This window comes from Tunicatimonas sp., assembly GCF_049647865.1.
In the GTDB taxonomy this organism is placed as follows: Bacteria; Bacteroidota; Bacteroidia; order Cytophagales; family Cyclobacteriaceae; genus Tunicatimonas.
Map to the genome: position 1 here is coordinate 1 of NZ_JBARYM010000460.1, position 8,207 is coordinate 8,207.

The 8,207-nt window shown below is 43.9% G+C and carries 8 protein-coding genes; 6 read left to right on the forward strand and 2 right to left on the reverse strand.

The annotated features are described in order from the left end of the window. The 3 genes from WBA23_RS13700 to WBA23_RS13710 all read left to right on the forward strand — a co-directional run. Positions 1-794 (forward strand): DUF2254 family protein (locus WBA23_RS13700; protein WP_424582841.1); only part of this gene is annotated, 794 nt, incomplete at its 5' end. Positions 795-871: 77 nt separating this feature from the next. Then, complete coding sequence (locus WBA23_RS13705) at positions 872-1,678, forward strand: polysaccharide deacetylase family protein (RefSeq protein WP_424582842.1); 807 nt, start codon at positions 872-874, stop codon at positions 1,676-1,678. Between the two features lie 127 nt (positions 1,679-1,805). Next, complete coding sequence (locus WBA23_RS13710; protein WP_424582843.1) at positions 1,806-2,276, forward strand: DUF2227 family putative metal-binding protein; 471 nt, start codon at positions 1,806-1,808, stop codon at positions 2,274-2,276. Here WBA23_RS13710 and WBA23_RS13715 read toward each other — a convergent pair. Then, positions 2,273-3,400, reverse strand: coding sequence for a TRAP transporter substrate-binding protein (locus WBA23_RS13715; protein WP_424582844.1), 1,128 nt, complete (start codon positions 3,398-3,400; stop codon positions 2,273-2,275). The two genes, WBA23_RS13710 and WBA23_RS13715, sit on opposite strands and share 4 nt — an antisense overlap. Before the next feature lie 353 nt (positions 3,401-3,753). Between WBA23_RS13715 and rpsP the strand changes: the two genes are divergently transcribed. Both rpsP and rimM read left to right on the forward strand, forming a co-directional pair. Next, complete coding sequence (gene rpsP / locus WBA23_RS13720) at positions 3,754-5,034, forward strand: 30S ribosomal protein S16 (protein WP_424582845.1); 1,281 nt, start codon at positions 3,754-3,756, stop codon at positions 5,032-5,034. 6 nt (positions 5,035-5,040) lie between these two features. After that, positions 5,041-5,562, forward strand: coding sequence for a ribosome maturation factor RimM (gene rimM / locus WBA23_RS13725; protein ID WP_424582846.1), 522 nt, complete (start codon positions 5,041-5,043; stop codon positions 5,560-5,562). An 89-nt stretch (positions 5,563-5,651) separates the two neighbouring features. Here the strand turns inward: rimM and WBA23_RS13730 are convergent, their stop codons facing one another. Further along, on the reverse strand, positions 5,652-6,209 hold the full coding sequence (locus tag WBA23_RS13730) for a ferritin-like domain-containing protein (protein ID WP_424582847.1): 558 nt from the start codon (positions 6,207-6,209) through the stop codon (positions 5,652-5,654). Positions 6,210-6,437: 228 nt separating this feature from the next. Here WBA23_RS13730 and WBA23_RS13735 point away from each other — a divergent pair, with 228 nt between their 5' ends. Next, positions 6,438-7,931 carry a cryptochrome/photolyase family protein gene (locus WBA23_RS13735; RefSeq protein ID WP_424582848.1) on the forward strand — a complete coding sequence of 498 codons (1,494 nt, stop codon included), beginning with the start codon at positions 6,438-6,440 and terminating at the stop codon, positions 7,929-7,931. Positions 7,932-8,207 lie beyond the last annotated feature (276 nt).

An 8,207-nucleotide genomic window follows, 5' to 3' on the forward strand; every position in this document is an offset into this window, starting at 1 on the left:
ACCTAGACCACACTGATACAATAAGCCCCAGTGAGATTCCGAATACCCAATTGTGGATTCCCGTAGATAGTCTGGTTTCTGGTTACTTGCATAACATGGACCGGAGTATGCTACTAAACCTTTGCCAGAAAATGGACATAGTGATCTGGATGTCGGTTCCTTGGGGAGTGTACGTTCACCAGAAGAAACCTATTTTTCGAGTAAATAGGCAACTAACTGAAAAGGAAACGCAGGCACTGCTGGATGCATTCATATTTGAAACGAAGGAGGTTATTTCAAGAAATTATGCATTCGGGTTTAAACAGTTAACAGAAATAGCCCTAAAAGCCATGAGTCCGGGAATCAACGATCCTGGAACTGCCGTAGAGGCTATCGATCGCCTTACTAGTTTATTTGCCCGTCAAATGATTATTCATCAAATTCCAGCTGTTACCGACAAACAGGGCAAGTTGCGGTGGATTGGCCGACCCATTCTTTTTGAGGACTTGTTTATATGGTGCTGGACTGCCATTAAAAACTATACTGCACAAGATACGGCGGTGCTCTACAAACTGATAGAATGGCTGGAGATTATGATTCGCCACGACGAATCGCATCAGCATAGTGCATTGTTCTCAACCGCTCTTTCGGAAGTTATAGACCATATGGATACCCATGCAAAAGGTGAGCTAGATCGACAAACCCTGAACCGGTATATTCGCCAACTGATCCGTAACTTTCCTGAACAATCACTAAACGATAAGGTACGAAAAAAGGTAACTGCAACCGATGCCCTAGAGATACATCCTTATTGAAGGGTTAACGCAGTCTAGCTTGTTCATCCGTTTACTTTTTAGCAATTTGAACTATCCCATCACTATACGTTACTGCTATGCTAACCACAACCTACATCGCTCTGCTAATTGTGATAAGTCCGTTATTCAATCTGGGGGCCCAATCTGCTAATGATTCAATAGACTGGCCTGATGGCAAACAAGTTGCTATCAGTCTTAGCTTTGACGATGCCCGACCGAGCCAAGTAGACACAGGAGTTCCTTTATTGGATAAGTATAACGCAAAAGCCACCTTTTATCTGGTGCCTAGCAGCGTGGAACGTCGCCTATCAAAATGGAAGCAAGCGGCTACCGCCGGACACGAAATGGGTAACCACTCGATGAATCATCCTTGTACCGGAAACTTTACTTGGTCTAGAGACAAGGCTATAGAAGAATACTCTTTATCTCAGATGAAGCAAGAACTTGCACAAGCCAGTGAACAAATTGAAGCTCTTTTAGAAGTGAAGCCAACTGAGTTTGCTTACCCCTGCGGGCAAACCTTTGTGGGGCGAGGTATAAATACCGAAAGTTACGTGCCAGTAGTAGCTGAACTGTTCCGTACGGGGCGAGGTTGGCTCGACGAAGCTCCCAACAATCCGGCTTTTTGCGATATGGCTCAACTAATGGGTATGCCCATGGACGGACTGGATTTTCCGGCGGTTAAAGCGATCATTGAATCAGCAAAGCAGCACGGGCATTGGGTTGTTTTTGCTGGTCATGACATTGGTGAAAGCGGACGACAAACGACTCGCACTGCAATGCTAAAACAGTTGTTACAGTACGCCCAAGATCCGGCTAACCAAGTTTGGCTGGCCCCAGTTGGCACGATAGCTGCTCATATTCGAGAGCAAAGGCAGCAGTAGGTAAAAATTGCTGATATCTCCAACCGTAAGCTTCATTATTAAAACCCACCCTACCTACTTACGTCAGAGAAAATTTGTAGACAATCATTTCATCTTTTGTATCGTTGTAGAGCTACAGCTTTAAAAAATGGCCGCCGGAAGGACACATAACGTTGGAACACTGATACTTGTACCTATTGTAACCTGGATAGCCTGGGAATTTAGTCATCATAATATGCTGACTACTTCGCTGGCTGGGGTAGGCTGTTTCTGCGGCATCTTTATCAGTCCCGATTTGGATATGCGGCAGCGTACCGTATCGGAAACTACGCTATTGCGTTGGTCATTGGGTATTGGTTATGTTTGGGTGTTTCTGTGGTATCCCTACGCTATGCTTTTTCGACACCGGGGCATCAGCCATGCTCCCATTTTTGGCACCATAACCCGGATGCTGTATTTGCTAGTCATTGCTTTATTGGTACAGTACCTTGCTCATAGTTTTTCGGATGCTCAGTGGACTGTCTGGCCGTGGGTGGATCAGAATCAGCAGAGTATCGCTATTTTTGCTGCTGGATTAGCTATTTCCGATCTGGGTCATTGGGTACTAGATCATATTTAGACCATTAAGCCGTAATTGGTATGATAAAGCTGCTCGTTGTAAGGTGTATACCGATTCATCTGCTGCTGAAAGGCCGCGTACGATTCGTAAGCCCGCTTAGCTAGTGGATCTTGCTGGATAGCATCGGCTATTACTTCTTCGCTATATTTCCGAAAAACGGTTAATACGTCGTCCGGAAAGCGACGAAACTGTACTCCTTCTTCTTCGGCCATCTTTACAGCGTACTCGCTATTCATAGCTTCTGATCGGCAGAGCGACCAATGGTTTAATCGTTCGGCCGCGGCAACTATTACTGATTGTAAATCGGTAGGCAGTGCTTCGTACTTTTCTCGGTTGACCGATAATTCCAGGGCCGTACCAGGTTCGTGCCATCCGGGATAGTAGTAGTACTGAGCCACTTGGTGAAAACCCATCTGATAATCGTGGTAGGGGCCAATCCATTCGGTAGCATCGATCACGCCTCGCTCCAAATTTGTATAGATTTCCCCGCCGGCAACTAATACTGATGTGCCACCGGCTTGATTAAACACTTTACCCCCGATGCCCGGAATCCGCATCTTCAGCCCTTGAATGTCTTCAATACTGTTTATTTCCTGGTTAAACCAGCCACCCATTTGCATTCCGGTATTGCCGCCGGGATACGGAATTATGTTAAAATCGCGGTAGGTCTTCTGCCATAGTTCAGTGCCATTTCCACCCGTAAACCAAGCGTTCATCTGCTGAGCGTTCATACCGAAGGGAACAGTGGCGAAGAATTGAGCGGCTGGCAGTTTACCGGCCCAATAGTATCCCGCACCGTGACCTAGTTCTACCGCTCCGCTACTCACGGCATCAAATACCTCTAAGGCTGGTACTAACTCCCCTCCGCCATATACGGTAATTTCCATCCGTCCGCCCGACATTTCGTTTACCCACTGGGCAAACAGGTTGCATCCTTCACCCAATATTGGAAAATTGGGTGGCCAGGTTGTTACCATTTTCCACCGGAAAGTATCATTAAAATTGATGTAGGGAACCTGTTTTTTTTCAGGTGAAATACCTGAGCTACAGGCAGCACCCAAAGTAGTGGCTGTAATAGCTGCCCCACTTTTTAATAAAAACTTCCTTCGGTTGGTTGTATTCATAATGGGTAATTTACTATAAAATACTTGATTTAGTAGTGAATAGTGATTGCGACCATCGCGCGGATAATGAATGAATAATGAAATACTTGTACTCTTTAAAATCTTTGCCACAAATGCATAATGATAGCGGTATTTTCTCGGCTACACGAACTATGATTGGCGCACTTAACTACCGCATATAAATTATTAATCATTTGTCATTATTCATAAATCATTCTTTGGTAGGGAACGCCTGTACCAAGAAATAAGTTAAAAGTTGGATTCAGAGGTGCGATTTATCTGAAAAACAGTATCTTTGCAGTCTTTTTGCGAAAGATGGACGTGATCCATCACATGTTTAACAAAACAAAATTATGGCAGTAAAAATCAGATTAACGCGTCGAGGACGCAAGAAACTGGCAATGTACGACGTGGTCGTAGCCGATGCCAGAGCACCACGAGATGGTCGCTTTATTGAAAAATTAGGAACCTACAATCCTAATGTCAACCCCGCCGCTATCGTTTTAAACGATGACAAGGCGCTTGACTGGGTGATGAAAGGTGCCCAACCTACCGACACTGTACGCGCGGTATTATCGTACCGAGGAATTATGCTTCGCAAGCACTTGCAAATCGGGGTGAATAAAGGTGCAATTACTCAGGAAGAAGCGGACAAACGCTTTGACGAATGGAAAGAATCGAAAGATACTAAAATTGAAGGCAAGAAAGATTCACTAGCGCAGAAGCAAGAGCAGGAGCGTGCTGAGCGATTGAAGCGAGAGCGTGAAGTAAGCGAAGCTCGCCAGAAAGAACTAGATGAAGAGAATGCTGCTGCAGTAGCTGAACTTGAAGCAGCAGAAGCAGAGGCCAATCCCAAAGCAGAAGCCGAAACCACTGCGGAAGAGCCACAAGCAACCGCCGAGGCAGCAGAGGCACCTACTGAGGAACAAGTAGCTGAAGCCCCCGCCGAAGAAGAGGCAAAAGCAGAAGAGACTGCTCCTGAGCCGAAAGCATCTACTGAAGATAAATCTAAGGCGGAAGAAAAAACTTCAGAATCAGATACTGAGCCTGAATTAAAAGCGGTAGAGGAAGCACCAGAACCAGAGGTTGCTACCGAGGCAAACGAGGAAAAGGTTGCTCCTGAACCAGAAGCTGCTACCGAGACAAAAGAGGAAGAGGTTGCTCCCGAACCTGTAGTAATGGCGGAAGAAACTCCTAACGCCGAAGTTCCGTCGGAAGAGTCTACTCCTGAGAAGAAAGATGAACCTAAGGCGGAAGAAGCTAAAGCTGAGGACAAGGCTCCTGAAGTAGAAGCTAAAGAGGAAGAACCTCAAGCAGAAAAAGCACCGAAACAAGAAGCTACTGCTACGCCTGATGAAGTAGTTGCAGCATCAGAGGCGGCCACTCAAGTGGCGGCTGGTGAGGAAGCAACCGCTGAAACCGCTACGGAAGAGTCGGCTCCTAAAGCTGAAGAAGCTAAGGCTGAAGAGAAAAAGGAAGAACCTGCTGCTAAAGATGCTGCCCCAAAGAAAGCGGAAACTAAGGAAGCAACTACTTCTGATGAAGCAACTTCCAAGGCAGAAGCTAAGGCTGAAGAGGCAAAAGAGGATGCTAAAGCTGAAACCTCAGAAGAAGAAAGCGATAAAAATAAATAGGCGTTTATGCGGATTGATGATTGCTATCAGCTAGGATACATCAGCAAAACGCACGGATTGCAGGGAGAGGTTAGCATTATTTTAGATGTAGATAACCCTTCCGATTATCAGAATTTGGAATCAGTGTTTGTTGGGCTACCTAAGTCCGAAACGCTGATTCCTTTTTTTGTGGATACTATCGATATTAAAGCTAGTCGTGCCTTAGTGAAGTTTGAGGATATTGATACTATTGAGCAAGCGCAAGAGTTAGTCAAATCTAGTCTTTACCTTCCCCTAACAACTCTTCCTGAATTGCAAGAGGGGCAATACTATTTTCACGAAATTGTCGGTTTCAAAGTAGTAGATCAGCAGCAGGGTGAATTGGGCGTAGTAAAAGATGTGTACACTGGTGGTAGCCAAGATTTAATTGCGCTTACTTACCAAGGTAAAGAAGTACTTGTTCCGATTAATGACCAATTGGTGCCTCGGGTAGATAAAAAGGAGCAAACAGTTTACGTAAATTTACCAGAGGGATTATTAGAACTATAAGCTTGATAACGCAACTTAGCAAGTTTAGCATAAAAAAACGCCAAAGTCATGAGAGACGTTGGCGCTTGTATTTTTAGGAAGACTGTCAATTATTCAGCCGGTTCAGCTTCTTTTTCACTATGTAAGTATCCTACCGATAATGAGTCTTCTCCTAGGAAGTGCTCCAAATGATGCGCTCGGTCTTCCGCTTTAAATAACTGAGCTTCTAGTAAATTTTTAGAAGCATAATCACCTAGTTCAAACGCTTTTTGTATAGAAGACCGCAACTCTATTGCAATCGTCTTCTCCGCTTTCATATCGTTTTCCAGGCTTTCGCGAATACGGTATACGCCTTCTTCTTCATGATCTACGTACGATAATTTCGCCATATTAGCCGGGTGACAAGTAGGAGCTACTCCCATCACAGTCAACCGTTCAGCTACTGCATCGTAACCTTCGTGTAGCTCAGTGTAATTCTCTTCAAGAAATAGGTGCAAATCGCGAAACTGTGGTCCTTCTACCAGCCAGTGATGTTTATGGTACTGATGATATAAGGTAACCATAGAGGATAAGTGGCGATCCAGATGCTCCGCCATCTCTAACGCTACTTCCTTATTTAATCCCACGGGGTTCCCCTCGTACTCTTTCTGATCTCTTAACTTATTCATAGAAATTTATTGACTTTGTTCAAAAAAATTTAACCTTTTATATACGATTTAAACTCATAAAAAGGCCAAAAGTTTATTTGAGACTGCATGAAATCCTGATTTAGATTTACTCTAAACATTATGTAAGTGTTCAAGTGTTATAGTCTAAAATATACCAAACTAAACTTAAAACGCTAAACCCAGAACTATTACACCTTAACACCACGCATATTAACGCTAAACTTTATTATGGCCTACCACCGACTTGCGGTTATACTGGGAAACTGCCTATTCCCAAACTTAGAATTAATATACCCTGATAAACGTACGTTATTTTTTATAGCAGAAGAAGCCGGATTGTGTACGCACTTTAAGTACCACAAGCATAAACTGATACTATTCTTATCAGCTATGCGCTCTTATCACGATTCTTTACAAAATAAATACCGCACCAATTATTGGAAACTTTCTGAAGAAAACCGTCACCTTTCCTACGAAGATAAGCTGAAGAAGACACTGGAAAAATACTCCAGCATTGAGGAGATGGTGATGTTTACAATTGAAGATAAGTTCTTCGCCCAGCGAATGGATAAATTCTGTAAAGAGCAAGGTTTACAACTGACAATTGTAGACTCGCCAGGCTTTTACAGTACAGTTAGTGATTTTCAGGAGTACTTGGATAACTCAAAGCGACCATTTATGCAGTATTTCTATACTGGACAACGGAAGAAATTCAATCTGCTCGTTAATGAGCAAAAAGAGCCTCTGCACGGAAAATGGTCATTTGACGAAGAAAATCGTAAAAAGCTCCCCAAGGATGTTACGATTCCCCCGCTACCCGACAGTGAATGGACGGATCATACCCGCGACGTAGCAAAGGTTGTCGATGAACTATTTCCTGAGCATCCGGGAAATTCACAGAATTTTTGGTTAGCTACTACCCGTCGCCAAGCATTGTACCGATTGAACGACTTTCTGAAGAACCGCTTCGCCGACTTTGGTCCCTACGAAGATGCTATTGACTCGGAACGTAACTTTCTGTTTCATTCAGTACTATCCCCCTACATCAACTTAGGCTTAATTACTCCTCAAGAAGTTATCGAGGCTGTTTTAGAGTACGCCCATCAAAAGGATATTCACTATCCCAGTGTGGAAGGATTTGTTCGGCAACTGGTAGGCTGGCGCGAATTTATGCGAGGTATGTATCATACCCATGACTTGCGCGGAAACTTCTTCAATAACCAACGCAAACTAAACGACTGTTGGTACGATGGCACCACTGGTGTTCCTCCGTTAGACGATAGCATAAAGCGGGTAGTTGAACATGGCTACACCCATCACATTGAACGGCTTATGGTACTCGGTAATATTATGCTACTGGCCGAGGTGCATCCTGATGAAGTGTACCGCTGGTTTATGGAAATGTTCGTGGATTCATCCGACTGGGTGATGGAACCTAATGTGTACGGTATGAGTCAGTTTGCCGACGGCGGTACCTTCGCTACTAAGCCCTACATTGGCGGTTCTAACTACATCAGCAAAATGAGCAACTACCGCAGAGATAAAGATTGGGCCGACCCGGTAGACGGACTCTACTGGAGCTTTATTGATCGCCACAAGAAAGTCTTTGCTCAGAATCAACGTATGTCTATGATGGTGGCTACGCTAGATCGAATTAACCAGGAGCGTAAAGAACATCTGTTTCGGGAAGCCGAGGCCTTTCGAGAGCGAACCACATCTTAGTTATCACTGGATTCGAATAATACTTTTCTTAAGTTAGAGACACTCCGATTGTAAAGGGGTAACAACCGTATATACGCCATATAGCAGCTATTTCATTTATATTCCCAGTGTTTTTGTCTGATGTACTAATGATAAAGTACTAAAATTATGCTGAACATCTTGTTATACATAGAGCTATGTGTAGCCGTTTTCAACTGCTCAAATGGTTGAAAACATTTGCAGCCATTTACAGACAAGTAGTAAAATTTAACTCAAATTACAGAAAGCACTTACCGA